The organism is Streptomyces winkii (genome assembly GCF_032248595.1).
GTDB classification, from domain to species: domain Bacteria; phylum Actinomycetota; class Actinomycetes; order Streptomycetales; family Streptomycetaceae; genus Streptomyces; species Streptomyces winkii.
Genome location: NZ_JASTTH010000013.1, coordinates 102,481 through 127,231, shown reverse-complemented (window position 1 = coordinate 127,231; position 24,751 = coordinate 102,481). Strand labels below are relative to the sequence as shown.

Sequence of the window (24,751 nt, the reverse complement as noted above, 5' to 3'; positions counted from 1 at the left end):
GTCCCACACACTGTGTGCGGCAGTAATTGGCAGGCGCGTGAACTGGCTGTCCCGCATGCGTTCTGGCAGATCCTCGGATGCTTGGAGCTTCCCGAGGGACCGTTTGACGGGGATCTCGCCAGGGCGGCACGGCTCTCGTATAGACAGCAGGCTCTATGTCGAGCAGCCTCTTGATCTCGTCCGACGGCTCAGACGAGTCCCAGAGCCGCCACAGCACCACATGGGTGTTGAGCGGGAGTCGCATTACTTCATCCCGAAGGCTCGGAAAGATCGACGGGCAGTTTGTCGAAAATCAACTGCGATGTGTGCGTCTTCGCTTCATGCACGTTTGTACTGATGAGCTGATTCATGGCTGCCTCGCCAGTGATCTTCAGGGCTCCGTTCAGCACCGGTGCCCCTGGCAGCGGGTCGCGGCACTACCGCCTCGTCGTCTCACTTGGTGCGAACGGCGCTTCGCCCCTCACGATGCCGAAGCCCGGTACACGCCCTGCCGCAGAGTGACGTTGCCGCGCGGAATTGGCGTGGGGCTGCATCGGCGCTGGTGAACATCGACGTGCGAGTGCCGTGAAGAGTGGGTAGATGGGGCGTAGTTGCTTGATCGGGGAGCGTACAGGTCGACGAAACCGCCCTCAGCCGATCGCCAGGCGAGGCGCTGAGTGCGGGCGGAATCGCGGGAGTTGGGGCGCGAGACATCAGCCTGTCGTAGCTGCCTGGCAGGCGATCGCGGGTGCGTGTCAAGCTGTCGTCCACGGCAAGTATGGTGTTGTGGCCGGTCGTTGGGTGACTTTCTGCCCGGCGCATGTGGCCGAGAAAGCTGTGAACGCGCAGGTGCCCGGTAAGGCCGTCAGGGGGAGCTCATGGGGGACAAGTTCAAAACGGACACCGATCAATTGGGACAGTTCCTGAAGTCGTTGGAGAGTTGCGTACAGGACCTGAGCGAAGCCCGCTCTGCACTCTCGCACGTCCGCGCCGATCAGATCGGCACCGCGGAACTGGACGAGGCCTGCGACGAGTTCCAGGAGCGATGGAAGTACGGGGCTGAACAGACCGAGAAGATGGTGGACGCCGTCAGCAGTGGCGTAAAAGAGAACAAGAAGAACTACGAAGAAGTCGAAGAGGCCTTGGAGAAGGCGCTCCAGGCCGTGGAGGTCCAAACCTCCAGCGGAAACGGGGGGAACAAGCAGTGACGGCGAATCCGTATCAGAACCTCGGCTGGAACCCTGTGCCGGGGATTCCGAGCGAAGTGCACTCCTTGCAGCAAAAGATTACCTCCGCGGCAAAGGCGCTGCGCAGCTGTCACAATCAGATTGAAAAACTGATCGGTGAGAGCAGTTACTGGCAGGGTGACGCAGCCAATAAATTCCGCGAAGCCCTAGACGGTGAACTGCCTACCTACGTCAAGAATGCCGCCCGCTCCCTTGAGAAAGCAGCCGCCGCGCTCAAGAAGTGGGACGGTGAGCTATCGTCCAATCGCGACCTCGCAAGGAAATATGATGACGAGGCCGGTGAGAAGAAGTCGACTGCCGACAAGGCGAAGCAGCACCACGAAGGTGCCAAGCAAGACCCCGATCTCAAGCTCGCGAACAAACAATTCCCCAGCCAGGCAGAGGCCGACGCGGCAACCGTGCGGTTGCGAACCGCGGAACGAAACCTGGCGCAGGCGGCGGCTTCGCTGACGCAAGCCAATGAGGCATACAACGGAGTCATTAAAAAGGCTCGCGCCCTCGAGACACATCACTCCGAGCAAGCAAGCATTGTCGCCAAATCACTCTCGGACGCGACGGATAAACTCGCTCCCAAGGAGCCTGGATGGCTTGAGGACATCGGGAACTTCATCATGGATGGCCTCAAGCTCGTCAAAGAGCATGCTGGAACCATTGGGGCAATCTGTGGTTTGCTAGCGCTCTTGCCAACGCCGTTGGCTCCGGTCTTCGCTGGAATTGCGATCGCAGCCAGCGTGGTTTCTTTGGGTAGTAATCTCAGCGATCCCAAGTTCCTCGGGAAGCTGGTGGGTCAGGGCAGTGGCATGGATACCTTCTCTGCGTGGGCTTCCGTTGGTGGTGACCTGCTAGGCATGGTTCCGGGTGGAAAGGCACTGGGGACAGCTGGAAAGGAAATCGGAGATGGATTGCGCATGGCCGACGAGATGGGGGTCGCCGTTTCGAAAACAGAGAAGGTAACGGAATTTACGCGGGAGTTCGGGCACGTCTTCAAATCGACTGCTAGAAGTGATGCATACGGTGCCTGGGCGGCAGCGGGAGAAAGTTCAGCCGGATCAGCGAAACTGATGGGAAACATTTCCGCGAATGGACTCAACGTGGCCGCAAACGTCGAGTCTTCGCTAGAGTCTATGGGAAAGGCACCAGAAGAGGGGGTTGCACACAACGTCGCGGAAATCACCAAGGCAGGCACCGGAGCGTATGGTCTAGCGGGCCTTCTCGGGGCAGTGTGACTAGTGGCCCACTGTGGCTGAGGGGAGGACTGCTGAGTGACTGATTTGCACTTCGAGCCCACGCAGGAGCGTAAGCCGTATTTCTGGTATGGCATCCCGCACGGCTACATACCTCTCGATCTCGATCCCTCGGTCGAGCAGATCGAAGCAATCGTTCAACATGTTCTCGATATGCCTGATGAGCTGCGTAATCGTGCGGAAAAGATCTTGCGCTTTTACTGTGGCGTGGTCGTTTCACTGAAGGCTCAGAACGTGCACGCTTGCGCCGTAGGCATGCATCCGGACGAAACCGGGGAAGCTGCGCTGTCTATCTTCAGCATCTCGACGATTCCTGCCTCTGGAGTGGAGGCGAAACTCTTGGTGGCCAGCATGGCAGGAACAGTCGGCGACGACTTGAGTGAAGGCATGCGACCGCTTGAACTGCCATGCGGACTCGGCTTCGTATCCGAGGAACGAAAACGAACTGTCGCGCCGGGAGAGTCCTCAGACCCTGGCGAACCCAAGATGGGAACGGTCTGGCAAGGAACGGTCGCGGTGACGGGTGCGGACGACGACATCATTTTGATTCAACTTGTGACGCCGGCGGTGGAACAATGTGATGACTACCGAAACGTACTTCTTGGTATCGCGCATACGTTGACTTTCAACGATCCCTCTCGCCCCAGGAAAGGCGCACATGGTGGTTCGGTCGAAGCGGGAACGGGGTCCGTTGCTGCGGCAGTACGGAATGACTTTGGATGAGTTGAGGAAGACGGAAATTCGGAGGATCAGTGTCAGATACCCCTCATGAGATGCCCTCTCCAGGTGGGGCTCGTGATGTCGATGTTGATCAGGTGCTGAGGTACAACTACCGCCTGTTGACCAGATTTATAATCGCGCGCATCGTCATTATTGCAACCTTGATCGCTGTTCCGTTTGTGGCGGTTAATGGTTTCGCGGCACGTAACTCTGCCTTGTGGTTCTTGCCCGCCCTCGTCGGCGTCATGCTGTTGATCCTGACGGTGTATCGACTCCGGTGTGGGGTCCGTCTTGTGCAGTGCGCGAAAGTTTTGCGCACCTACCCGCTCCGATGGCAGGAACGCGTTGACAAGAAAAGCGTAGAGCGAACCGAGTACGGCAACGTATATACGGTACGACTCCCGGTGCGCGGGCAGCACGGGGCTCCATGGATGTGGGCGCTCAACGCCGCAGGTTCTCGACGTTGGCCCGAGGGTGCGGAAGACGGTGTGTGGTTCGCCGGCGACCCTCCTTTCGGAGGCGTCGCGGTGGCGCCACGGAGCAAAGGGATGTTGTTCCTGAATCCGGCCGACTGGGAAAAGCTTGCCAAGCAGCGCGAAGAGGCCGATGCCGACCGAATCGCGAAGGCCCAGGAGGCAAAACTCGACAGGAGAAATTGGAAGCGGCCGATCATGTGGCGTGGTGGTTGAGGCGACCGTCTCGCGACTGCGTCGAGGTCGCGTCCATACCCGGCACCGTCCACGTGCGCGACTCCAAGGACGTCGACAGGCCGGGCCTCGCGTTCGGGGCGCGCTCCTGGGCGGAGTTCCTGGCGTACGCGACGTGACCCCGCCGGCCCCCGGACGTCAGGGGCCGACGGCGTCGCGTTACGGGAGCTGCGGGCGGGCGCGGTCCGCGATCGAGCGGAGGTCCAGCGTGTGCGGCAGGGTGCCGAACGCCGTGCCCCAGTCGCCGCCCAGCCGCGAGGCGCAGTACGCGTCGGCCACCTCGGGCGGCGCGTACCGCACCAGCAGCGAGCCCTGAAGCACCTGGGCCATGCGCTCCACCAGGCGCCGGGCGCGGCCCTCGATGCCCTCCAGGTCCGAGAGTTCGGTCAGCAGATCCTTGGTCGCGGCGTCCAGCCGGTGGTCCGCCCCGCGGGCCTGGCCGATCTCGACCAGGAACGCGTTCAGCGCCTCCGGCGAGCGCTGGAGCGCGCGCAGCAGGTCCAGCGCCTGGACGTTGCCCGAGCCCTCCCAGATCGAGTTCAGGGGAGACTCGCGCAGCAGCCGGGGCATCCCGGACTCCTCGACGTAACCGTTGCCGCCCAGGCACTCCAGCGCCTCGGCGGCCACCGGCGTGGAGCGCTTGGTCACCCAGTACTTCGCCGCAGGCACGGCCAGCCGCAGCAGCGCGCGCTCCTGTTCGGCGTTCTCGCCCTCGCCCTGTGCCGCGTCGAACGCCGCGGCGAGCCGCATCGTGAGCGCCGTCGCCGCCTCCGACTCCAGCGCCAGGTCCGCCAGCACGTTCTGCATCAGCGGCTTGTCCGCGAGCAGTCCGCCGAACGCGCTGCGGTGCGCGGCATGGTGCGCGGCCTGCGCGACGGCCTGCCGCATCAGCGCCGCAGAACCCGTCACGCAGTCCAGCCGCGTCGCGGCGACCATCTCGATGATCGTGGCCACCCCGCGGCCCACCTCGCCCACGCGGCGCGCCCACGTCGTCCCGTCGAACTCGACCTCGCTGGAGGCGTTCGAGCGGTTGCCGAGCTTGTCCTTGAGCCGCTGGATGCGGAAGGTGTTGCGGGAGCCGTCCGGCAGCACGCGCGGCACGAGGAAGCACGTCAGGCCCTGTTCACCGTGTTCACCGCGTTCGCCGTCTCCCTCGCCGGTGACCTGCGCCAGCACCAGGAACACGTCGGACATGGGCGCCGAGCAGAACCACTTGTGCCCGGTGAGCGCGTATTCGGCGCCTCCCGCGCCCGCGCCCGTCAGCGGCGCGGCGACGGTCGTGTTCGCCCGTACGTCGCTGCCGCCCTGCTTCTCGGTCATGCCCATACCGGCGATGGCCCCGGCCTTCGCCCGCGCCGGACGGTCCAGACCCGGCTCGTACGCGTGCGACGAGAGCAGCGGCTCCCACTCGGCCGCCACTTCGGGCTCCTTGCGCAGCGCGGGCACAGCCGCGTGCGTCATGGAGACCGGGCAGCCGTGGCCCGCCTCGACCTGCGACCAGACGTAGAACCCGGCCGTGCGCCGCAGTTGCCCGTCGGGCCGTGACCAGGCGTCGGTCAGCCCCGCGCCGACGGCACGGTCCAGCAGGCGGTGCCAGGCGGGGTGGAACTCCACCTCGTCGATGCGGTTGCCGTACCGGTCGTGCGTACGGAGCACGGGCGGCACCTCGTTGGCCTGCCTGCCCCACTCCTGGGCCTCGGCGGAACCGGCGCTCAGGCCGAGTTCGCTCAGCTCCGCCCGTACGGCTTCGGCCTGTCCGGAAGAGGCATGGCGGGCGACCGCCTCGGTGAGGGCGGGGTCCGCGGCGAAGATGTCGTAGTCGACAAGGGGCGGCGGCTGATTGGTCACGGTGTGAGTGGAGGCTGGCATGGCAGATACGTTAAGGAGGTGCAGCCAGCCGACGAAACCCCACCGCGCCAGGGCGGACGCTTCCGCAGAGCGCGAGTCGTCTACCGGAACGTCCCCAAGCGCAAGATGGCGTGGCTGCTGCTGAAGGACACCGTCAACTCGTGCATCGAGTACCGGGTGCTCGGACTCGCGGCGGAGGCGGCGTTCTTCACCCTGATCTCCATCCCGCCGCTGCTGCTCGGCCTCATCGGCCTGCTCGGCTATCTGGACGCCTGGATCGGCACGGACACCATCGACTCGATCCGTCACAACTTCCTGGACGCCTCGGCGACCGTGCTCTCCGACCGCGGGGTGCGGCAGCTGGCCCGTCCGCTCATCGACGACGTCATCCGCGGCGGGCGGCCCGATGTGATCTCGCTCGGGTTCGCGCTGGCGCTGTGGTCCGGCTCGCGGGCGGTGAACGTCTTCATCGACACCATCACTGTGATGTACGGGCTGGACGGGCAGCGCGGCATCGTCAAGACGCGGCTGCTGGCGTTCCTGCTCTACCTGGTGGCGCTCCTCGTCGGTGCCGTGGCGCTGCCGCTGATGGTCGCCGGGCCGGACGCGGTGCTGCGGCTGGTGCCGCAGGCGCAGTGGCTGGTCACCGTCTTCTACTGGCCGACGGTGCTGCTGCTGTCCATCGCCTTCCTCACCACGCTCTACCACGTGTCCGTTCCCGTGCGTTCGCCGTGGCGGGAGGACATTCCGGGCGCGCTCGTGGCGCTGGTGATGTGGGTGCTGGGCAGCGCGCTGCTGCGGCTCTACCTCACGAGCACCGTCGAAGGGCCCACGATCTACGGGTCGCTGGCCGCGCCGGTCGCCGTGCTGCTGTGGATCGGCGTCTCGGCCTTCGCCGTGCTGGTCGGTGCGGCGGTCAACGCCGCGATCGACCACGTGTGGCCGTCCGTCGCGACGGCCACGGCCCGCCGCATGAACGAGCGGGCGCGTGAGGAGGCCGCGGCGGAGGTCGTCGCGGCCGCGGCCGCCCGCCGCGCGATGCGCAGCGCGGAGAGCACGGGCGGGCAGGAGGAGACGGAGGAGGACGCGCCGGCGGAATTCCCCGAGCGCTGGACGAAGTTCCTGCCGCACGCGGACGTACGGGCCCGTCTGCGCGCGCGCCGACACCGCTGACCAGTGACCGGCCGGGGACGCGGGCCGGGAAAACCGTTCGCGGAGGGGACGTGGCCGCGGCTAGGCTCCCGCGCGTGTGAGAACGGCCCGTCCCCCGCGGGCCGTTCGGGAACCGAGCCGAGAGCGAGCAAGAAGGAGGTGAGGACCGATGGCCGTCGCCGTGCTGGGCGCTGCCCGCATCCCGAAGTCCGTTGATTCCACCTCCGTGGCCCCCGGCTGACCGCTGCCGCGCCGGGGCCGGTTCGAGTCCTCCGTCCCGCGTCGCGAGGCTGAGTCCGTGCCGTGCCCGTGCCGGTGCCCTGTGCGCACGCGTACGCACACGTGGCCGGAGCCACCCTTCGCGAAGGGTCACTCCCGTGAACTCACCGAACACCACCCCGCGCCACTCGCATCTCCCGCTCTCCTCTGATTCAGCTGATTCCGCGCCGGAACCGTCCCAGGCGTCCGGCCCGGCGTCCGTCCCGGCTTCCGGCCAGTCGTCCGGTCCGGATCGGGCCTACGGTCCGTCCGCGCCGCGCCATCCGCTGCTGCGCTACGGCTGGGACGACCGCGTCGCCGACGCCTTCGCCCCGTACGAGGACGAGGGGCTGCTTCCCGCCCGCGTCCTGCGCGTCGACCGCGGCCGCTGCGACGCCGTCACCGCCGACGGGGTCCTGCGTGCGGGCACCGCGCCCGTCGCCACCTCCGACCCCACCCGCGCCGTCTGCACCGGCGACTGGGTCGCCGTCCACCCGGGCGGTCCGGGCCCGGGCGGCGGAGCGGGCGGCACGCCGGAGGTGCGGGCGCTGCTGCCGCGCCGTACGGCCTTCGTGCGCTCGACGGCCACCAACCGCTCGGAGGGCCAGGTCCTCGCGGCGAACGTCGACGTCGCCCTCATCGCCGTGTCGCTCGCCGCCGAGCTCGAACTCCCGCGCGTGGAGCGGTTCCTCGCGCTCGCCTGGACGAGCGGCGCCCGGCCGCTCGTGGTCCTCACCAAGGCGGACCTCGTCGCGGATCCGGAGACGCTCCGTCAACTCGCCGCCGACGTCGAGGAGTCGGCGCCGGGCGTCGAGGTACTGACCGTCAGCGCCGCCGACGGCGACGGCCTCGACGTGCTGGCCGCCGTCATCGCCGGCGGCACCTGCGTACTGCTGGGCCAGTCCGGCGCGGGCAAGTCCACGCTGGCGAACGCGCTGCTGGGGGAGGAGGTGCAGGACGTACGGGCCATCCGCGACAGCGACGGCAAGGGCCGCCACACCACGACCACCCGGGATCTGCTGCCGCTGCCCGAGTCGGCCGGGGGCGGCGTCCTCATCGACACGCCTGGGCTGCGCGGCGTCGGCCTGTGGGACGCGCAGGACGGCGTCGGCAGCGCCTTCTCCGAGATCGAAGCGCTCGCTGGGGACTGCCGCTTCCACGACTGCGCCCACGAGTCCGAGCCCGACTGCGCGGTGCTCGCCGCCGTCGACGACGGGACGCTTCCGGCCCGCCGGCTGGAGAGCTACCGGAAGCTGCTCCGCGAGAACGCGCGCCTCGCCGCCCGTACGGACGCGCGGCTGCGGGCGGAGCAGAAGCGGCGGTTCAAGGAGATGTCGGCGATCGGCCGGCACAACGCGGAACGCAAGCGGGGACCGCGCCGCAAGCCATGAGGCGAGGCAGGGGTGAAACGGGTCGGACGGGAGGGTCCGGACGGGACGGGCGAGGGAGCTGGGGGGACGGTTGCTACCGTCCGTCCAGGGCGCCCGGGGCGCCGGCCGTCCCGCGCCTCGCCCCGAATGTCGTTCACGGGGGCGTCGTCCACCGTCGAAGGGCCTCTCCGTTGACCACGTTCGGACCCCGCGAGTTCCAGCTCGTACTGCTGCGCAGGATGGCCGACTTCCAGCAGGACCTCGTCCTGGAAGCCCTCGCCGAACTGGGCTCCGGGCGCGCGGAGATGCGCGAGGCGAACCGCCGGTGGCAGGCCATGCTGCACTCGCCGTGGGGGCGGCGCAGCGCGGTCGGACGCTACCGCTCGGTGCTCGGTCCGCCCGAGCGGAGCGAGGCGCGCCCGCTCGGCGACCTCGACTGCGAGGCGCTGGCCTGGCCGGTGCCGCTCTGGCCGGACCTGCGTTTCGAGGTGCTGGCGGTTCCGGGCGGCGGCGTCGTCACGGAGTGGCTGGTGCGCGCTCCCGGGGCGCAGGGGCCCGATCTGCGTACGGTCGAGGACCTGCGTCCCTGGTCCTGCACCGTCGACGAGGCGGCCCGTGCGTTCGCGCCCGCACGGCCGCTGGAGGGCTCGGCACCCACGCGCTGGGGGCTGGGCTTCGTCGCGCCGGACGCGTCGGGGGAGCGGCACGACGTGGTCGCGGAGTTCTCGTGGGGGCTGCTCCAGCGGCTGCCGAGGAACGAGCCGCTGGGGCGGCGGGAGCAGCCTGGGCAGCAGGAGGCGTAGGGGGGACGGGCACGGTCGGAAAACGGGGTGCCCCGAGCCCGCGCCCGCCGTAGGCTCGACGCATGACCTGGCGACATTGAGCTTCACGTGACGTCTCCGAGACGACTGCGGGGAAGGCGGCGCCCGCCACCGCAGTGGCCCGGCTTGCCCGCAGGCTCTACGCGTACGCGTTCCTCGAAGACCTGATCCTTCTCTATCCGGTCTATGCGCTGCTGTTCGCCGAACACGGCCTGTCCGCGGCCGAGATCTCCACGCTCTTCATCATCTGGTCGTGCGTCACGTTCGTCGTGGAGGTGCCGTCCGGGCTGTGGGCGGATCGCTTCTCCCGCCGCCGTCTGCTGATCCTCGCCCCGCTCGTCACGGGCGCGGGCTACGCGCTGTGGACGTTCCTGCCCTCGTATCCGGCCTTCGCGGCCGGGTTCGTGCTGTGGGGCGTGGGCAGTTCGCTGTGCTCGGGGACGCTCCAGGCCCTGGTGTACGAGGAGTTGGGGCGCGCGCGGGCCGAAGGCTCGTACGCGCGCCTCATGGGCCGCTCTCAGGCGATGGGTACGACGGCGATGATGGTCGCGACGGCCCTGGCCGGACCGGTGCTGCACCTCGGTGGCTATGCGGCGGTGGGGTCCGCGAGCGTCGCGGTCTGCGTGCTCGGTGCGCTCGTCGGCCGCTCCTTCCCCGAATCGCGGGGAGCGCGTCAAGAGACGGCCGGTGCTGGTGCCGACACCGGCGCCAGTGGGGGTGCGGCTGCGGCGCACGACCCCGGCTTCCTCACGCTCCTCCGCGCCGGGCTCGGCGAGCTGCGCGGCTCCCGTGCCGCCCGTGACGCCGTACTGCTGAGCTCCGCCGTGACGGGGGCACTGATGATCGACGAGTACGTGCCGCTGCTGATCGCCTCCATGGACGTGGCCGAGTCGTCCGTTCCGCTGCTGATGCTGCTCGTCACGGTGGGAGTGGCCGCGGGCGGCTGGTGTGCGGGACGCGGCGCCCGGCTGCTCGGTCCGGCGCTCGGGGTGGCCGCGCTCGCGCTGGCGGCGGGCGCGGTGAGCGGTCCCGCGGGCGTGGTGCTGCTCGCGCTGGCCTTCGGCATCTTCCAGTGGGCGATGGTCACTTGTGACGCGATGCTCCAGGACCGGGTCACCGACCGCGCCCGCGCGACGGTCAGCTCGGTGGCGGGCTTCGGCGCCGAGGTGATCTCCGTTCTGGTGTGCGCGGGTTACGCACTCGGGTCGCGGCTGTGGGAGCACAGCACGCTCTTCGTCCTCGCGGCCGTCCCGTATCTGCTGATCGCGCTCACGCTCGTCGTGCTGCGGTCCGGGCCTCACGGGGCCCGGAAGCCGGTCCGGCAGCCGGTCCGGAAGCCGGAGCAGGAGCCCGTGTTGGAGTCCGGCAGTGAGTAGCGCCCGGGGCCGCCGCCGGCGCCGCGGGTAGGCGTCCGATTTCCGCGAGTGCACGGTCCGGCGGGGGCGCACACTCGGGGGTGTGATGACGGATGAGAGCAGGTACGAAGCGGTTCGCAGCCGGGACGCGCGCTTCGACGGGGTGTTCTTCCTCGGAGTGCGTACGACCGGCATCTACTGCCGTCCCAGCTGCCCGGCGGTCACCCCGAAGCGGGAGAACGTGCGCTACTACCCGTCCGCGGCGGCCGCACAGCGAGCGGGCTTCCGCGCCTGCCGACGCTGCCGCCCGGACGCGGTCCCGGGGTCGGCGGAGTGGAACGTACGGGCGGACCTCGTGGGGCGTGCGATGCGCATGATCGGGGACGGCGTCGTGGACCGCGAGGGCGTCGCGGGTCTCGCCGCCCGTCTGGGATACAGCGCCCGGCAGGTTCATCGTCAGCTCACCGCCGAACTCGGCGCCGGGCCGGTCGCCCTCGCCCGCGCACAGCGCGCGCACACGGCGCGGGTCCTGCTCCAGACGACGCCGCTGCCGGTCACGGAGGTCGCGTTCGCCGCGGGCTTCGCCAGCGTGCGGCAGTTCAACGACACGATGCGGGAAATCTACGCCCGCACCCCCAGCGCACTGCGCGGCGCGGCGAGGCGGGGCGGCCACGGTCCGCTCGACCCGGCCATGCATGCCCTGGCACGCGCCGGAGCGGGCGACGGGAACGGGGACGGCAACAGGGAGCGGGACGCGTACGGGGACCGGGAGAGTGGAGACGGTCCCGGACAGACCGGCGTACCGCTGCGCCTCGCACACCGCGGACCGTACGCACACGGCCAGATCTTCGGCTTCCTGGAGCGGCGCGCGATCCCCGGCATCGAGGAGATGACCGGAGAGCCCGGCGCCCGCACGTACAGGCGCACGCTGCAACTGCCCTACGGCACCGGCATCGTGGAGATCGACGAGCGGTCGGGCGGGAAGGGCGGTGGACAGCGGAGTGGACGTGACGGTGGGCAGGGACGTGACGGGGGACAGGGGCGTGGCCAGTGGCTCGACTGCCGCCTCCATCTCGCGGATCTGCGCGATCTGACGACCGCCGTGCAGCGCGTGCGGCAGCTGTTCGACCTGGACGCCGACCCGTACGCCGTCGCCGAACGCCTCGGCGCCGACGAGGTCCTGCGCCCCCTCGTCGAGGCCGCCCCCGGACTGCGCTCGCCCGGCACCGCCGATCCGCACGAGCTCGCCGTACGGGCCGTGCTCGGGCAGCAGATCACCGTGGCGGCCGCCCGTACGCTCGCGGGGCGCCTCGTCGCCGCGTACGGCAAGCCCCTCGCCTCGCCCGACGGCGGCCTCACCCACCTCTTCCCGGAGGCCGGCGCCCTCGCTTCGGCACCCCTCGGCGAGCTGGGCATGCCGGAGCGGCGGCGGGCCACTTTGCGCACCGTCGCCGAGGCGCTCGCCGACGGCACCGTGGCGCTCGATCCCGGAGCGGACCGCGACGAGGCGGAGCGGGCGCTGCTGGCGCTGCGCGGCATCGGCCCGTGGACCGCGGGCTACGTGCGCATGCGTGCGCTCGGCGACCCCGACGTCTTCCTCGACGGCGACGTGGGCGTGCGGCACGGGCTCGCCCGCAGCGGCGCGAGCGCGGACCGGGCCCGGTCATGGCGGCCGTGGCGCTCGTACGCCCTGCACCACCTGTGGCACGTCGCGTCCGGTGGCGGCAGCCCGGCCGCCGGGCCCGCGAACTGACGGGCGTGATGGGCCTCATGGGCCCCATGGCCCCATGAGCCTGACGGTGCGTGCCGCCGTGTCCCTCAGGAGCCGTCGAGCCCCCAGCTGTGCACCCAGTGCGGGTGAACGCGGATCAGCTCGTCGCTCATTCCGGGCGCGAGGTCGTGCGGTCCGGTCAGCAGCTCCGCCTCGCCGCGGATCTCCACGCCGCGCACCGTCCAAGGGTCCACGCTCACAAGGTCGTCGACGACGAGCGAGAGGCGGGGGTTGGCGTGGAGGTTGCGCCAGCGCTTGGTTCCGGCGAGGTCGAAGCCGCCGGAGAGGATGGTGCCGTCGTCCTGGACGAAGTAGCCGACGGGGTTGACCTGCGGCTGCCCTGAGGGGTCCACGGTGGCCATGCGGCACAGCCGCTGACTCGCGAGGTAGGCGCGCTCCGCCTCGTTGAGGCCGCGCCTGCGGGTGGTAGCGCTCATGCGGGAAGGCTCACACGCTCCGCGCGCTCGCGCATCGGGCGCCGGTCCGAACAGGGTCTGCTGCTTCGGGCCTGCGCCGCGGGACGCAGCGTCCGTCCTCGTACCGGAAGCGGTCATGCCCGCCCCGAGGGCGGGGCAACAATATGGGCATGAGTCAGCAGGGGTGGCCACGGGGTCCGCATTCCGGTCAACAGGACGACTGGTGGAGCCAGTTGTACGACCCGGGCTCCCCCGACACGGGGCGGAGTGGCTCCGGGGACACCTTGGACGACCGGTATGCGTCCGTGCGGCGCACGGTGGGTCCGGCCATCGCTCCGGGCGGGGCTGCGGGGACGGAGGAGCGCAGCCCGTACGACGGCTCCGAGGACGCCGCCGCCCCGGAGTCCGCGCCTGTACGGGATGAGGACGGCGAGCCGTCCGCGGGCGACGCGGGTTCGCCGGACTCGGGGCGCGGCGGTTCCGGGGACACCTTGGACGACCGGTATGCGTCCGTGCGGCGCACGGTGGGTCCGGCCATCGCTCCGGGCGGGGCTGCGGTGGGAGGGTCCGCGGGGACGGAGGAGCGTGACCCGGAGCGTGCTCCGTACGTCGGCCCCGAGGACGGCCGTGCGGGGGCGGACACGGCCCCGGAGCCTGCGCCCGTACGGGAAGAGGACTGTGAGCCGTCCGCCGGGCCGGAGCCCGAGCCGCCCGGAGCATCCGCCCGGGAGCCGGAGCGCGGGCCCGCCGAGGAACAGCCGCCCGACCCCCGCGCGGGCGGACCCCTCGCCCAGCCGAACCTCCAGCAGAACCTTCAGCCGAACTCGCAGCGGGAGCCGCGACAGAGCCCCCAGCCGAACCCCCAGCCCCGCTCACAGCGCGGCCCGGAACGGACCCGGGGGCCGGAGCCCCTCCGGGGGCCTCAACCGGAGCCCCGGCCAGGGCCGGAGACGTCGCCGGAGCCGGAACAGCCGCCGCAGCGGCAGCCGGTCGGCCAGGAGGCGCGTCCGGAGGCGCCCGCTGGTCCGGGGCGCCGAGCCGAAGGCGCCGGGCCAACTGCCCCTGACGCGGCCGGAGTCGAGGGCCCGGAGGCCCTCGCGCCCGCTGGTCCGATTCGCCAGGGAGGAGGAGCGGGGCCAACTGCCCCTGACGCGGCCGGAGTCGAGGGCCCGGAGACGGTCGCGCCCGCCGAGCCGGGCGACGGGCTCGCCGAAGCCGAGGTTCCGCCGAGCCCGGACCACGTCGGCGATCGCCCGCCGACGTACGAGGCCGAGCCCGCGACCTTCCCCGCGGCCGACCCCGCCTCCCTCTCCGAACTCGTCCCCGACACCGTGCTCGACGGCGCCCACTACGGCGGACTCACCCTGCGCGCCGCCTCGTTGCGCGGCGACTCCGCCCGGCACCGCGGAGCGCTGCGCCGCGACGCCCTGCTGACGGCGCGGTTCGGCTCGGGGGAGTCCGCGCTGCTGCTGGTCGCCGTCGCCGCGGGCGGCCGGGCCGCCACCGGCGGCCACCGCGCGGCCCGCGAGATCTGCCACTCGATAGGCGGCGTCGTCGGCAGAAGCCACGCCCGCCTCGCGGAGGACATACGGGCGGACCGGCGCGACGCCCTGAAGTCCGGTCTGCATCGGCTGACCGACCGGTGCTACGGCAAACTCCGCGCCCAGGCGGCCGCGTTGGAGTTGCAGCCCGAGGAGTACACGGCGGATCTGCGCTGTCTGCTGCTCTCCGCCGACCCTCGGTGCCGCACGCGCGTGTTCTTCGGCTCAGGTGCGGGCGGCCTCTTCCGGCTGCGTTCCGGTACGTGGCGCGACATCGAGCCGGGCCTGCGGATACGGGACGACGGCTCTCCGGGCGACGGCGGTTCCGCCGAGGACGCCGACCTGGACGCCCTCGACCCCTCGGAGCTGGGTGACCCCGCGGCGCTCAGCGTTCCCGTGGGCCGTCAGGAGGGCGCCCGGCGGGAGGGGGCGCGACAGCCGGGCATCCAGCAGCCGGGCATCCAACGGCCGGGCGGAGCCGCCCAGTTCGGCCCTCCGGCCACCGTATCCGGCCGACCCGGTGTGCCCGGCGCGTCCGGTCCGTACGCCGGCGACGGCGGGTCCGCCCCGGCAGGCCCGTCCTCCGCGATGTCCTCCATGGGCCCCTCCGCGATGGGCCCGCCGGGCGTCGCGGGTGCGGCCGGGGCCGCGCCGCCGCCCTTGCCGCCGCCCGTCCGCCCTGAGGCCGAGCCGTTCCGCTTCCGGGCGACCGTCGCACAGCGCGGCGACACGCTGCTGCTGTGCAGCCCCGGCCTCGCCGAGCCGCTGCGGGCCGAGCCCGCCTTCGCTCAGCGGCTGGCGCAGTCGTGGTCGGAACGCGACGAACCTCCGGGCCTCGCCGCGTTCCTCGCCGAGGTTCAACTCCGTGTACGCGGCTACGCGGACGACCGTACGGCCGTGGCGGTCTGGGAGAACTGACGCCGCAGCACGCGACGTCGGTACCCGGCACCCCACGGTCGCGTCCCGGTCGCCCCACGCTCGCGCCCTGTGGAGATCGCTCGCGGTGCGCGAGATGAACGACCGGCGAACACCCGCCGAGCCCGCCGGCGTTCAGCCGAACTGCCGCTCGATCTCGGCGAGTTTCTCCTCCAGCGAGTCGAGTCGCGGCCCCGCCGTCCCGACCCCGCTCTCGTCGCCGCGAGCCCCGGCCCCAGCACCGGCACCGGCCCCGGCGCCCGGCCCCGAGCCGTTCGCATGCTGCGCGCTCCGCGGCGCGGGCGGCACGGCGGACTCCGCAGGTGCCGCGGCGACTTGCGCGGCAGGGGCAGGGGCCGGGATGGAGGCGGAGCCCGCGGCGCCGGCTTCCTCCGCGCCGCGCCCGCGGCCGCCGCGCCCCCGGTGCTGCCGGCCCAGCGCCTTCACCCGTGCCCGGTCCAGCTTGTGCTGCTCGCGACGGCGGAGACGTTCCTGCTCGTTCCGGCGGCGCTCGTCCCGTACCTCCTCGACCGCCTGGTCGAGCGTCCGTACGCCCTCCAGCAGCATCAGCGACCAGGCGCGGAAGGTCTCGCGGGGAGCGCGGAGCCACCGTACGACCCGGATCTGCGGCAACGGCCGCGGCACCAGGCCCTGTTCGCGCAGCGCGGCACGCCGCGTCTGCTTGAGCGCGCGGTCGAAGAGGATGGCCGCCGACAGCGACATCCCGGCGAAGAACTCCGGGGCCCCGGCATGCCCGTCGCCGCGCGGCGCGTGCACCCAGTTGAACCAGGCGGCCGCACCCGCGAACGCCCATACGAGCAGCCGCGATCCGAGCGACGCGTCGCCATGGCTGGCCTCCCGTACGGCGATGACGGCGGAGAACATCGCGGCGCCGTCGAGACCGAACGGCACCAGGTACTCCCAGCCGCCGGACAGCCGCAGATTCTGCCGCCCGAAGCCGACCAGGCCGTGGAAGGAGAGCGCCGCGGCCACCGCCGCACAGCAGAACAGCAGCAGATACGCGGCCGTCGCATAGACGGTCTCCTTGCGGCGGCGGCGCTGTTCCATCTGCTCCCAGGAGTCCGCGGAGAAGCCGTCCTCGCCGCCCGAGTGCTTGTCCGCTCGTCTCCCGCGCACCATCAGCACGACCGCGGCGAGGGCACCGGCGAGCAGTACCGCGCCCGCCACCGCCCCCGCCAGCCGTAGATCCGTCACTGTCATCCGATCCCCTTGCCGCCCGTCGGCCGCCCTTCGCGCCGGCCTGCTCCGCTCTGACGCGACGCATCCTGGCGCAGCGGGCGGCACATCACGGGGGATTCGGCGCAACTGAACGCCAACGGGGCCCAGCGGGGACCGAGTTGGGCGATTGGGGTCGAAATTCTCAGCGACTCGCGGACAGCCGCGCGATGCGCTCGGCGTCGCACATACGGGGACAGGTCACGCACGTGTCCTCGGGGCGCAGCGTGTAGTAGAGGCAGCAGCTCGCCCTGTCGCGGGTGGAGAGCAACTCGCCGTGCGTGCCGGTCAGTTCACGGAAACCGGCGGCCTGCGCGTACGGATGTGTGCCGCCCGGAAGCAGCAACCCGGCCTCGCGTACGGCGCGTTGCTCCTCGCCGAGGAGATGGCCGAGATACCAGAGCCCCTCGGTGATCTCGTCCGTCGCCATGCCCCACAGCGCCCTCGGGCCGCGCCGCAAGCGGCGGCGGAACGCTTCGAGCACCGGGGTGAGGTGCTCCGCGATCGCCGCCCGCACCTCGGCGCGCAGCGCCTCCTCGTCCGGAACGGCGCGCGCACCCGGCACGCGTACGGCCGGGTCGTCCGGAAGGCACGCGAACTCCCCGATGCGCACGGCCACTTCGGCGGGCGTACGACGGAAGGCGACCGCCTCGGCCGGCAGGCGCGGCACACGCCGGTGCAGGAACCAGGGGATGGTGACGAGGAGGCAGAGCGGCCACGCGTACCGGTGCAGACCGAAGGCCGCGACGACGTCGGGGCGGGGCCGGCGACCGTAGTCCCGCAGAGCCTGCTCCGCTTCCTGGGAGAGGTACGCCTCCAGAGCCCGCCCGTCCTCGGCCAGCCGGGTGGCCGGAACCCACTGGGGGCCGTCCGGCAGGCCGCCGCCGGGCCCGGTCTCGCGCACGCGCAGCCCCGGGAACACGGCGGTCAGCCGCGCGTACGCCGCGGTGAACGGCGAGGTGGCGGCGGGTTCTGCGGAGGACTCTGCGGGGGCGGGAGCGGCGGCGGGGGCGAACGTGGGCACGGCCATGGGCGGACCACCGATCGAGATCAACGGCAGGTAAGCCTTACCTTAGCCGATGCAGCGGAGGTTTGATCTCGCGCCGGGTCGGCCTATGGTGCACAGCGAGACCTGGAGGGCACATGGAGCAGACCGCAGCGGATGCGCCCGTACGGGCGGGACGTGCCGCACTCCACCCCCACCGCCCCCACCGTCCGGCGCCGGCCGGAGAGCAACACCCCGCGGGGGCCGACGACGACCAGGGGGCACGGGGCGAGCATGTGCACAGCGAGCCACCTCCGCCGCAGATCGGGGGAGGCACACGGACGCCGGCGGACACCCGCCGCGAGCCGGACGAGCGTGCCGGGACCGCGCAGGTCCCGGACTCCCGGACCGCGCAAGTCCCGGACTCCCGGCCGCCGGCGGAGAGTTCGCCCGGCCGGCACCGGCGCCCCCGCCAGACGAAGCAGCCCGAGCGGCACTCCGTGCGCGCACAGGTGCTCGCCGCCCTGCGCGAGGCCCTGCTCTCCGGCGAACTCGCCCCGGGCGAGGTCTACTCGGCGCCCGCGCTGGCCGAGAGCCTCGGCGTCTCGGCGACGCCCGTACGGGAGGCGATGCAGCGGCTCGTATGCGAGGGCGCCGTCGAGACCGTGCCCAACCGCGGCTTCCGCATAGCGGTGTGCAGCGACCGCGATCTGGCCGAACTTGCAGAGATACGGGTCCTGTTGGAGATCCCCTCCGTGCTGGAGACCGCCCGTACGATGCCGCCGGAGTGCTGGGAGAGCCTCCGGCCGTACGCCGACGAGACCCTGGCCGTGGCCGACCTCGGCGACCGTGCCGCCTACGCCGACGCCGACTGCGCCTTCCACTGCGCCCTGCTGGAACTCACCGGCAACCGCCAACTCGTCGCCATCGCGGCGGACATACAGCGCCGCGCACAGCGCCGCCCCGCTCCGACCGCCCCGTCGCTGCGCACCCAGGAACTCGTCCGGGACGCCTCCGACCACATGGCCCTGCTGGACGCCCTTCGCACCCGCGACCTCACGACCGTGGAACGCCTCATGCGGGCGCATGTGACGGCGTGAACGAGCGCCGGGCCGCCACCGAACGGCGGCGGCCCGGGCCGCAGTTCATGCCGAGGGCAGCTCTTCGGCCAGCCAGGCCGGCACCCCGCCCAGCAGCCGGAAGAGACGCCCCGCCTCCTCGCGCAGCCGTGTGGCCTCCGGCTCCGGCTCCACGTCGGCGAGGGCCGTGAGCGCGGGCGCCATGCCGACCAGGAAGCCCAACTCCTCGCGCAGCCGCAGCGATTCGGTGAACCCGTGCCGCGCCTCCGCCACTTCGCCGTCCCGCAGCGCGAGCCCGGCCAGATGGCGCCAGGTGAAGGAGCACAGCAGCATGTCGTCCAGCGCGGTGGCCGCGGCGTGCGCACGCCGGTACGCCGCGAGCGCCGACTGCGGTGTGTCGCTGAGGTGTTCGGCGAGCAGCCCGCGCCGGTAGTCCAGCATGGCCCGGCCCTGTGCGGTCGGCGGCAGCAGGGCCGCGGCCCTGCCGAGCGCGGCGCGTGCCTCGTCGGAGCGGTCGCGCACACCCAGCACCGTTGCCGTGTAGGCCAGTTGGCCGCGCTCGCAGGCGGCGGCCCCGCGCTCCTCGTCGTCCTGGGCGAGCGCCTCGGCACCGCGAAGCGCGGACTCCGCGGCGTCCCAGCCGTCGCCCGTGAACATGCACTGCTCCACGAGCAGCGCGGCCCGCCGCAGGGATGCAGCCGTGTCCGCCGCCGCGTACGGCTCCAGGAGCGCGGCCGCGTCCTCCCAGCAGCCGCGTGAGCGCAACCGCCACACCGCGCCGTCCACGGGCGACGCCCTGCCCGGTTGTTCCGGCGGTGCGCCACCACCGAACACCGGAGACGGTTCGCCGTCCCCGGTCTCCAGCTGCACCGAACGTGACATGGCGGTTTCCGCCACAGTTGCCCTCCCAAGCGCACCGTTGAGCTTCGAGCCGGATGTGAGCGCATCTCAGCACGGAGTGCGGGACCCGGCCAAGTCTTTGCTGTGAAACAGTTCACAAAGTTTTACTCGGCGCGCTTGAATGCAAACCACAGCCTGGGGCAAACCGCCCGCTAAGCCGTCTTACGGGCGGTCCGCTGCGTCTCCTGCTCGTACGCCCGGACTCGCTCCAGGCGACCCGGGCCCCGTGACGCCGGCGGACTGTTCGCCCGTCGGGCCGAGGGCAGACGGTGGGGGCCTGGCCGGGGTCGCCGCTCGCCCGGAGCGCTGGAGGTGTGGCCGCTCTAGTTGTCGGCCTCCTTGTGGAACTTCCCGTCCTTCATGATGCAGTGCAGCTTCGACTTGTCCTGAAGGATCGTGATGTCGGCGAGGGGATCGCCGTCGACCAGCAGCAGATCGGCGAGGTAGCCGGGCTGGACCTTGCCCAACTCGTCGGGCCGCAGCATGATTTCGCCGCCCCAGGCGGTGGCGGAGATGATCGCCTCCATCGGGGTGAAGCCGAGGAGTTCCACGAAGTGCTGCAAGTCGCGGGCGTAGGTGCCGTGCGGGGTCCAGGCGAAGCCGTAGTCACCGCCCGGCAGCACCTTGATCCCGCGGCGGTGCATCTCGCGCAGGCCCGGGATCGCGATCTCCAGCTCCCTCTTGTACCCGACGGCTTCGGCCGCCTCCTGCGGGAAGCCGAACGCCTCGGCCTCGTACAGGGTGGCGACCAGCCAGTTGATGCCCGGCGCGACGAACACCCAGTCCTTGTTGGCCTCAAGCATGTCCATGCCCTCGGCGTCGGTGAAGCTGGCGTGGTAGACGATGTCCACGTGGTTGCGCACGCACATCTTCACGCTCTCGGCGCTGCGGGCGTGGGCGCACACGCGCTTGCCGCGCCGGTGCGCCTCCGCGACCGCCGCCGCGACTTCCTCGTCGGAGAAGTAGGTGTCCTCCGCCCGCTGGGTGCCGGTGATCTCCTCGCCGGTCATGGACAGCTTGATCTGGTCCACGCCGATGTCGATCAGCTCGCGGACGGCCTTGCGCATACCTTCCGGTCCGTCGGCGAACTTGGTGATCGACTTGATCAGCGCGCCGCCGGTCACGGCGATCTCCGGGCCGTTGGCCAGGTAGCGCGGCCCCGGTATCCGGCCGGAGTTGATCGCGTCGCGGCACACGACGTCGAGCCGCTCCTTGGCCGAGGCCGCGCCCAGGCACATGGTGTAGCCGGAGTCGATGTACGTCTTGGCGGACTCGATCGCGAACAGCAGGTGCTCCTCGACCGGCATGCCTCCCAGACCGTCGAGGTCGGCGGAGTTGTTCCAGGTGAAGTGGGTGTGGGCGTCGCACAGTCCGGACATCAGGGTGCGGCCGCGGCCCTCGATGACCCGCGCCCCGTGGGCGGCGTCCGGGTCGGTGGTGCCGACGGCGGTGATGCGGTCGTCCTCGACGAGTACGTCGCCCGGATAGGGGTCGGCGCCGGTGGAGTCGAGGACCGAGACATCGCGGAACAGGATCTTGCTGGTCGTGGTGGGCATGATGCACCGCCTCTTCCTTGAGGGTTCTCTGTGGTGCGGTGACCGGGCGGCGGGGCCGTCCGTGCGGGTGCGCCCTGGCGGGCGCTGACGGATGCGGTATCCAACGGATGCGTGTCCAGAGGAACTTGAGCAGGTCTAGAGGAACTTGAGCAGGTGGTCGGTGACCGGGGAGGCGGCCTCGACGGCGGTCCAGTGCCCGACGCGAGGCAGGACGTCGACCGTCGCCGAGCCGTGGGCCGAGGCCAGCTCGCGGCTGGCCTCGGGTGGCCCGACCTTGTCCTCGTCGCCGGTGATCAGCAGCAGCGGCAGCGCGGGGTCGACCGGGCCGGGGTCGGTGGCGTCGGCGAGGGCCTCGCAGTTGCGGGCGTAGCCCTCCGGGTCCTGGCGCATGATCAACTCGCGGACGAACGCGGCGACCTCGGGCTTCTCGGCGCGGGTGGTCTCGGACAGCGCGTTGGCGACGACGCCGGGGGCGACGGCTGCGGTGCCCTTCTCCCGCAGGACCGCCGCCCGGTCGCGCTGTGCCTGGCGTGCGGCCTCGGCGGGCTCGCGGACGGCGCCGAGCAGGGTCAGCGAGCTGACCCGGTCGCGGTACCGGCGCGTGAAGTCCCGTACCACCAGCGTCCCCATCGAGTGACCGACGACGTGCGCGGACGCGACGCCTGCCTGGTCGAGCACGCCGGACAGGTCGTCGGCGTGCGACTCGATGCTGATCCCGCCGGCCGTCGCCGAGCGGCCGGCGCCGGCCGAGTCGACACGGATCACGGTGTGGGAGCCGGACAGGGCGTCGGCCTGTACCTGGAAGAAGTTCGAGGTCCCGCCCAGTCCGTGCACGAACAGGACCGCCGGCCCCTCGCCCTCGATCTCGACGGCCAGTTCCTTGCCGTTAACGTTCACAACTCTCCCTCGTCGTAGGTGTCTTGGATCGCCCTGGTGAGCTGGGCTTCTCGGTTGGTCAGGGGAGCGGTGGCCTGGCAGGACCGGTCACGACACGCGGTTGCGCTGCGCGCCGAGCCCGGTGATCGACACCTCGACGACGTCGCCGGACACCATGAACTTCGGCGGATCGAAGCCGATGCCCACTCCGGCGGGAGTGCCGGTGGCGATGATGTCGCCGGGTTGCAGAGTGATGCCCGCGGAGATCGTGGCGATCAGCTCCGGGATGTCGAAGATGAGGTCCTTCACCATGGCGAGCTGGCGGGTCTCGCCGTTGACACGGCTCTCCACCTGTAGCGCGGTCACGTCGCCGATCTCCTCGGCCGAGACCGCGTACGGGCCCATCGGGCAGTGCGTGTCCAGCGACTTGCCCAGCAGCCACTGCTTGTGATTGCGCTGAAGATCCCTGGCCGTGAAGTCGTCGATGATCGTGTAGCCCCACACGTGACCGAACGCGGCCTCGCGGGAGATGCCGCGACCGCCGGTGCCGATGATCACGCCGAGCTCGACCTCGTAGTCCAACTCGGACGTCACCTCCGAGTGGGACAGGATGTCGTCGAAGGGGCCGGTCACCGACGTGGTGGCCTTGGAGAAGACGACCGGGAACTCCGGAAGCGCCTCCGAGCGGTCGGGCTGGTCGTAGCCGCTGCGGCCGAATTCCGCCACGTGGTCGCGGTAGTTCTTCCCGACGCAGAAGATGTTGCGCCGGGGGAGAGGGATCGGAGCGAGCAGCCGCACCGAGTCCAGCGGCTGCGCCCGCAGCGCGCCCGCCCGCTCGGCAAGCACCGAGCCGAACTCGGCCCAGCCCTCGATCACTTCGAGGACGCCCGCACCCTCGGGCAGCAGCCCGCTGACGTCGCGTACCTCACCGGCGTCAGCGTCCACCACGCCGACCCGAGGCCCCACGCCGTCGGAGGCCCCGGCAGGGAAGAAGGTCACCAGCTTCATCGGCGCACCAATCTGAACCAATTGAACCAATCAGTACGTTGGTGACCGTACGCCTCCGCACCGGAGATGTCGATACGTGAGTGAGCACCCGCAGCGAACTTCCTCATTGGTCTTGATTGGTCGCGATCTGTGCGTAGCATGGCGCCATGCAGACAGTGGAGCAGTCCCTGCGGGCCTTGTTGACCGAAGGGGCACAGGACGGCACGTTCCGGCCGGGATCGAAGCTGCCCACCGAGCGAGCCCTCGTCGACCGGCTCTCCGCGCCACGCTCGGCCATCCGCCGCGCGCTGGAGATCCTCGAACGCGACGGGGTGGTGACCCGCCACGTCGGGCGGGGGACCTTCCTCACCGACGCCGCCGTCCAGCAGGTCGACGGCGCCCCGGCCGACACCAGCCCGGCCGAGATCATGCAGGTACGGCTGCTGCTCGAGCCCCAAGTCGCCGCTCTCGCCGCACGCGTCGCCACCCAGGCCGACCTCGACCGCATCAGTGAGTGCCTCACCGGCGGCGGCTCCGCCGGCGACTTCGAAGGCTTCGAGTCCTGGGACGCCAGGCTCCATCGTGAAATCGCCAGGGCCGCGCACAACGGCCTGCTGATGAACATGTTCGACCTGCTCAACACCGCCCGGGCCCTGCCGGTCTGGGGCACGCTGAAACGCCGGACCTCCAGCCCCGAACGGCGCCGCTGTTACCACGAGGAGCACACGGCGATCGTCCACGCGCTGTGCGACCGCGACCCCGAGTCCGCCGAGGCCGAGATGCGCCGCCACCTCGAAGGCGTCACCGACAACCTGCTCGGACGCCGCTGAACCCGTGGCCGGCGCCCCCGGGCCTCTGCTGACCGGGGTCGGGGTCGAGGTCGGGGTCTTGTGGGTGCCGGGGGCCGGTTCCGTTCTTCCGGCAGCGATCAGGCGTCGGGAGACTGTCCTCCGAGGCCCGCACCTGGGCAAGGTGACGCCATGACTGTGGGGTTCAGCGGTGACGTCGCCGAGTACTACGCGAAGTTCCGGCGCGGCTATCCGCCTCAGGCGCTCGACGCGATGCGGGCAGCGTTCGCGCTGACAACCGACGACACGGTGCTGGATCTCGGTTGCGGCACCGGCCAGTTGGCCGTCCCGCTCGCCACCCGGGTCCGCTCGGTCATCGGTATGGATCCCGAGCCGGACATGCTCCGGCTCGCGAGGCAAGCAGCCGTGAACGCGGGCGTGCAGAACGCCACTTGGGTCCTCGGCGCCGACACCGACGTTCCCGCGCTCGGGGAGCTGATCGGGCAGCGGTCGCTGGGGATGGCCGTCATCGGACAGGCGCTCCACTGGATGCGATGCGACGAGCTCTTCCGTGCACTGCGGCCTCTGTTCCGCCCAGGGGGCGGCGTCGCGGTGGTCTCCAACGGAACGCCGCTGTGGTTGCAGGACAGCGATTGGTCACGCTCACTTAGGGCCGGCCTGGAAGACCATTTCGGCACGAAGCTTGAGGCGTCCTGCGGCACCGGCGCGCCGGATCGGCTGCGCTACGCGCAGGCGTTGGAGGCCGCCGGCTTCGAGGGCGTACGGGAGGTCGTGATCGAATACAGCGACGAGCTGAGCTTCGACCACCTCATCGGCGGGGTCTTCTCCGCCATCCCCGCAGACGAACTGCCAGGGGACCGCACGGCGTTCGCAGAGCGCATCCGGCAGTCACTTCCACAGGACCAGCACTTCATCGAGGACGTCAGAGTGTCCGTACTCGTGGGCGGGGTCTGCTAGCCGGCAGAGGCGCGTCCGGCTC

22 protein-coding genes are annotated in these 24,751 nt (G+C 71.0%); 14 read left to right on the top strand and 8 right to left on the bottom strand.

Annotated elements, in window-relative coordinates; translation table 11 throughout:
* The first annotated feature begins 857 nt into the window (after window positions 1–857).
* Genes QQM67_RS30350 through QQM67_RS30330 form a run of 5 tightly spaced genes read left to right on the top strand, consistent with a single transcriptional unit; the run spans window position 858 to window position 4,016 of the window.
* On the top strand, window positions 858–1,187 hold the full coding sequence (locus tag QQM67_RS30350) for a hypothetical protein (RefSeq protein WP_314178583.1): 330 nt from the start codon (window positions 858–860) through the stop codon (window positions 1,185–1,187).
* On the top strand, window positions 1,184–2,452 hold the full coding sequence (locus tag QQM67_RS30345; protein WP_314178581.1) for a putative T7SS-secreted protein: 1,269 nt from the start codon (window positions 1,184–1,186) through the stop codon (window positions 2,450–2,452). The genes QQM67_RS30350 and QQM67_RS30345 overlap by 4 nt, the downstream gene beginning before the upstream one ends.
* Window positions 2,453–2,488: 36 nt before the next feature.
* A complete protein-coding gene (locus tag QQM67_RS30340; protein WP_314178579.1) occupies window positions 2,489–3,193 on the top strand; it encodes a hypothetical protein in 705 nt (234 codons plus the stop codon).
* Window positions 3,194–3,243: 50 nt separating this feature from the next.
* The gene (locus QQM67_RS30335; protein WP_314178577.1) at window positions 3,244–3,879 is read left to right on the top strand and encodes a hypothetical protein; all 636 of its coding nucleotides are present in this window, start codon (window positions 3,244–3,246) and stop codon (window positions 3,877–3,879) included.
* Complete coding sequence (locus QQM67_RS30330; protein WP_314178575.1) at window positions 3,846–4,016, top strand: DUF397 domain-containing protein; 171 nt, start codon at window positions 3,846–3,848, stop codon at window positions 4,014–4,016. The genes QQM67_RS30335 and QQM67_RS30330 overlap by 34 nt, the downstream gene beginning before the upstream one ends.
* A gap of 40 nt (window positions 4,017–4,056) precedes the next feature.
* On the opposite strand, the gene QQM67_RS30325 is transcribed toward QQM67_RS30330, so the two are convergent.
* Window positions 4,057–5,766 carry an acyl-CoA dehydrogenase family protein gene (locus QQM67_RS30325; RefSeq protein ID WP_314178573.1) on the bottom strand — a complete coding sequence of 570 codons (1,710 nt, stop codon included), beginning with the start codon at window positions 5,764–5,766 and terminating at the stop codon, window positions 4,057–4,059.
* 18 nt (window positions 5,767–5,784) lie between these two features.
* Between QQM67_RS30325 and QQM67_RS30320 the strand changes: the two genes are divergently transcribed.
* The 5 genes from QQM67_RS30320 to QQM67_RS30300 all read left to right on the top strand — a co-directional run bounded on the left by QQM67_RS30320 (window position 5,785) and on the right by QQM67_RS30300 (window position 12,454).
* A complete protein-coding gene (locus QQM67_RS30320; RefSeq protein ID WP_314178571.1) occupies window positions 5,785–6,918 on the top strand; it encodes a YihY/virulence factor BrkB family protein in 1,134 nt (377 codons plus the stop codon).
* A 524-nt stretch (window positions 6,919–7,442) separates the two neighbouring features.
* The gene (rsgA, locus tag QQM67_RS30315) at window positions 7,443–8,546 is read left to right on the top strand and encodes a ribosome small subunit-dependent GTPase A (RefSeq protein WP_314178639.1); all 1,104 of its coding nucleotides are present in this window, start codon (window positions 7,443–7,445) and stop codon (window positions 8,544–8,546) included.
* Between the two features lie 218 nt (window positions 8,547–8,764).
* Window positions 8,765–9,328 carry a hypothetical protein gene (locus QQM67_RS30310; protein ID WP_314178637.1) on the top strand — a complete coding sequence of 188 codons (564 nt, stop codon included), beginning with the start codon at window positions 8,765–8,767 and terminating at the stop codon, window positions 9,326–9,328.
* 134 nt (window positions 9,329–9,462) lie between these two features.
* Complete coding sequence (locus QQM67_RS30305) at window positions 9,463–10,722, top strand: MFS transporter (protein ID WP_314178569.1); 1,260 nt, start codon at window positions 9,463–9,465, stop codon at window positions 10,720–10,722.
* 85 nt (window positions 10,723–10,807) lie between these two features.
* A complete protein-coding gene (locus QQM67_RS30300) occupies window positions 10,808–12,454 on the top strand; it encodes an AlkA N-terminal domain-containing protein (RefSeq protein WP_314178635.1) in 1,647 nt (548 codons plus the stop codon).
* 65 nt (window positions 12,455–12,519) lie between these two features.
* Here QQM67_RS30300 and QQM67_RS30295 read toward each other — a convergent pair whose 3' ends face one another.
* The gene (locus tag QQM67_RS30295) at window positions 12,520–12,909 is read right to left on the bottom strand and encodes a PPOX class F420-dependent oxidoreductase (protein WP_314178567.1); all 390 of its coding nucleotides are present in this window, start codon (window positions 12,907–12,909) and stop codon (window positions 12,520–12,522) included.
* A 149-nt stretch (window positions 12,910–13,058) separates the two neighbouring features.
* Here QQM67_RS30295 and QQM67_RS30290 point away from each other — a divergent pair, with 149 nt between their 5' ends.
* Window positions 13,059–15,347 (top strand): protein phosphatase 2C domain-containing protein, encoded by a 2,289-nt coding sequence (locus QQM67_RS30290; RefSeq protein ID WP_314178566.1) that lies wholly within the window; start codon window positions 13,059–13,061, stop codon window positions 15,345–15,347.
* A gap of 132 nt (window positions 15,348–15,479) precedes the next feature.
* On the opposite strand, the gene QQM67_RS30285 is transcribed toward QQM67_RS30290, so the two are convergent.
* The gene (locus QQM67_RS30285) at window positions 15,480–16,565 is read right to left on the bottom strand and encodes a DUF2637 domain-containing protein (RefSeq protein ID WP_314178564.1); all 1,086 of its coding nucleotides are present in this window, start codon (window positions 16,563–16,565) and stop codon (window positions 15,480–15,482) included.
* A 160-nt stretch (window positions 16,566–16,725) separates the two neighbouring features.
* Window positions 16,726–17,610: a (2Fe-2S)-binding protein gene (locus QQM67_RS30280; RefSeq protein WP_314178562.1), complete on the bottom strand. Its 885-nt coding sequence runs from the start codon at window positions 17,608–17,610 to the stop codon at window positions 16,726–16,728.
* A gap of 113 nt (window positions 17,611–17,723) precedes the next feature.
* On the opposite strand from QQM67_RS30280, the gene QQM67_RS30275 reads away from it, so the two are divergent.
* Complete coding sequence (locus tag QQM67_RS30275; protein ID WP_314178559.1) at window positions 17,724–18,665, top strand: GntR family transcriptional regulator; 942 nt, start codon at window positions 17,724–17,726, stop codon at window positions 18,663–18,665.
* A 45-nt stretch (window positions 18,666–18,710) separates the two neighbouring features.
* Here QQM67_RS30275 and QQM67_RS30270 read toward each other — a convergent pair whose 3' ends face one another.
* From QQM67_RS30270 to QQM67_RS30255, 4 genes are all read right to left on the bottom strand, one after another.
* Entirely contained in the window at window positions 18,711–19,541 is an 831-nt protein-coding gene (locus QQM67_RS30270) for a hypothetical protein (RefSeq protein WP_399067951.1), read from the bottom strand.
* Between the two features lie 326 nt (window positions 19,542–19,867).
* Window positions 19,868–21,100, bottom strand: coding sequence for a metal-dependent hydrolase family protein (locus QQM67_RS30265; protein ID WP_314178556.1), 1,233 nt, complete (start codon window positions 21,098–21,100; stop codon window positions 19,868–19,870).
* Between the two features lie 135 nt (window positions 21,101–21,235).
* The gene (locus QQM67_RS30260) at window positions 21,236–21,997 is read right to left on the bottom strand and encodes an alpha/beta fold hydrolase (RefSeq protein WP_314178554.1); all 762 of its coding nucleotides are present in this window, start codon (window positions 21,995–21,997) and stop codon (window positions 21,236–21,238) included.
* 87 nt (window positions 21,998–22,084) lie between these two features.
* Window positions 22,085–22,984, bottom strand: a complete 900-nt coding sequence (locus tag QQM67_RS30255; protein ID WP_314178552.1) for a fumarylacetoacetate hydrolase family protein — start codon at window positions 22,982–22,984, stop codon at window positions 22,085–22,087.
* Window positions 22,985–23,130: 146 nt separating this feature from the next.
* On the opposite strand from QQM67_RS30255, the gene QQM67_RS30250 reads away from it, so the two are divergent.
* Both QQM67_RS30250 and QQM67_RS30245 read left to right on the top strand, forming a co-directional pair.
* Window positions 23,131–23,793 (top strand): FadR/GntR family transcriptional regulator, encoded by a 663-nt coding sequence (locus QQM67_RS30250; RefSeq protein ID WP_314178550.1) that lies wholly within the window; start codon window positions 23,131–23,133, stop codon window positions 23,791–23,793.
* A gap of 150 nt (window positions 23,794–23,943) precedes the next feature.
* On the top strand, window positions 23,944–24,729 hold the full coding sequence (locus QQM67_RS30245; protein ID WP_314178549.1) for a class I SAM-dependent methyltransferase: 786 nt from the start codon (window positions 23,944–23,946) through the stop codon (window positions 24,727–24,729).
* Window positions 24,730–24,751 lie beyond the last annotated feature (22 nt).

What these genes read in the sequence shown, in the direction of transcription:
- QQM67_RS30285 (WP_314178564.1), bottom strand. Translation starts at nt 16,565, where the DNA reads ATGACAGTGACGGATCTACGGCTGGCGGGGGCGGTGGCGGGCGCGGTA.
- QQM67_RS30280 (WP_314178562.1), bottom strand. Translation starts at nt 17,610, where the DNA reads ATGGCCGTGCCCACGTTCGCCCCCGCCGCCGCTCCCGCCCCCGCAGAG.
- QQM67_RS30335 (WP_314178577.1), top strand. Translation starts at nt 3,244, where the DNA reads ATGCCCTCTCCAGGTGGGGCTCGTGATGTCGATGTTGATCAGGTGCTG.
- QQM67_RS30255 (WP_314178552.1), bottom strand. Translation starts at nt 22,984, where the DNA reads ATGAAGCTGGTGACCTTCTTCCCTGCCGGGGCCTCCGACGGCGTGGGG.
- QQM67_RS30295 (WP_314178567.1), bottom strand. Translation starts at nt 12,909, where the DNA reads ATGAGCGCTACCACCCGCAGGCGCGGCCTCAACGAGGCGGAGCGCGCC.
- QQM67_RS30300 (WP_314178635.1), top strand. Translation starts at nt 10,808, where the DNA reads ATGACGGATGAGAGCAGGTACGAAGCGGTTCGCAGCCGGGACGCGCGC.
- QQM67_RS30350 (WP_314178583.1), top strand. Translation starts at nt 858, where the DNA reads ATGGGGGACAAGTTCAAAACGGACACCGATCAATTGGGACAGTTCCTG.
- QQM67_RS30250 (WP_314178550.1), top strand. Translation starts at nt 23,131, where the DNA reads ATGCAGACAGTGGAGCAGTCCCTGCGGGCCTTGTTGACCGAAGGGGCA.
- QQM67_RS30290 (WP_314178566.1), top strand. Translation starts at nt 13,059, where the DNA reads ATGAGTCAGCAGGGGTGGCCACGGGGTCCGCATTCCGGTCAACAGGAC.
- QQM67_RS30245 (WP_314178549.1), top strand. Translation starts at nt 23,944, where the DNA reads ATGACTGTGGGGTTCAGCGGTGACGTCGCCGAGTACTACGCGAAGTTC.
- QQM67_RS30275 (WP_314178559.1), top strand. Translation starts at nt 17,724, where the DNA reads ATGGAGCAGACCGCAGCGGATGCGCCCGTACGGGCGGGACGTGCCGCA.
- QQM67_RS30265 (WP_314178556.1), bottom strand. Translation starts at nt 21,100, where the DNA reads ATGCCCACCACGACCAGCAAGATCCTGTTCCGCGATGTCTCGGTCCTC.
- QQM67_RS30310 (WP_314178637.1), top strand. Translation starts at nt 8,765, where the DNA reads ATGGCCGACTTCCAGCAGGACCTCGTCCTGGAAGCCCTCGCCGAACTG.
- QQM67_RS30325 (WP_314178573.1), bottom strand. Translation starts at nt 5,766, where the DNA reads ATGCCAGCCTCCACTCACACCGTGACCAATCAGCCGCCGCCCCTTGTC.